The following is a 961-nucleotide window of genomic DNA, read 5'->3' on the forward strand; positions in this document are numbered from 1 at the left end:
ACCTCAGGTCGCACGGACAGGAATGGGTTAGAGTTTGAGCACTAAATCGTTAGATTCGGATAAGCTGAATTTGGGGAAAGCGAAGTAAACGGCTTTGTTGCTCTAGAGTATTAGCTGCTCACGCAGCCAAAAAAGAATGCTATTGCCGATTGACAAGAGAAGGGCTCATATGTGTTACGTATCTTGTCGCTTAAGTTCTTTAACACCTTTTTCAGTTTTCCAGTTGGTAAGATGCTCAGCTAAGTGGTTAATCTCAGCAACTGCAATTACTGCTAAAGTTTGATCATTGGATTCAATTTTTTTGATAGCTTTTTGAGAAGAATGTAACGCAAGAATTACACCATATGATTGGTAATCTTTAAAACCATCGGGTGACTTAAGCTGAATATTGACACCGTTTTTGGATATGATTTCGTATCTTCTAAGTTTATTCTTTTCGACTTCAGTAAAGATTTTCTCTAGAAACTGACTGCTAGTACCTATGTTATTAACTAAGATTGTTATTGGCGCATTCTTTTCTCGAGCAATCTTTGCTGCGAAAATATAAGCAGCGTTAAGTTCATCTCCTGAAATTAATTCTAGTGAAAAATAAGCGAACCTTTCCATATTGATCATCTCCATTTTTATATTGTTCGACGCCTACCGTTCGAACAACGGGCGTTTACTAACCCAAATTTATTGAAATACCTGAATCACTGCGTTAGAGAAACAGTTACTTCCCGATCCCCTGGCCAATATTAGCAAGTCGTTCGACTGAATCCATGCCAAACCAAACGATACAAATAATCATAGTGATCAGAATTATCGCTCTGGTGTATTTATTCATTGGTTCCTTCCTATTTAAATGGCCGCTCATAGACAGAACCTTAAGCACTAAGCTCAGCGTAAATTCCGTCTAACGTAATGTTTTCTTTAGACTTCCTCTGCGCGGACTTTTGAGCATTCCTTGATATATAACTGG

1 protein-coding gene is annotated in these 961 nt (G+C 38.2%); it reads right to left on the reverse strand.

Annotation, left to right across the window (positions count from 1 at the left end):
* Window positions 1–174: 174 nt before the first annotated feature.
* Window positions 175–606: a hypothetical protein gene (locus AB4507_RS22795; protein WP_372183473.1), complete on the reverse strand. Its 432-nt coding sequence runs from the start codon at window positions 604–606 to the stop codon at window positions 175–177.
* Between the last annotated feature and the right edge of the window lie 355 nt (window positions 607–961).

Source organism: Vibrio sp. 10N.222.54.A3, assembly GCF_041474095.1.
Classification (GTDB): Bacteria; Pseudomonadota; Gammaproteobacteria; order Enterobacterales; family Vibrionaceae; genus Vibrio; species Vibrio crassostreae_C.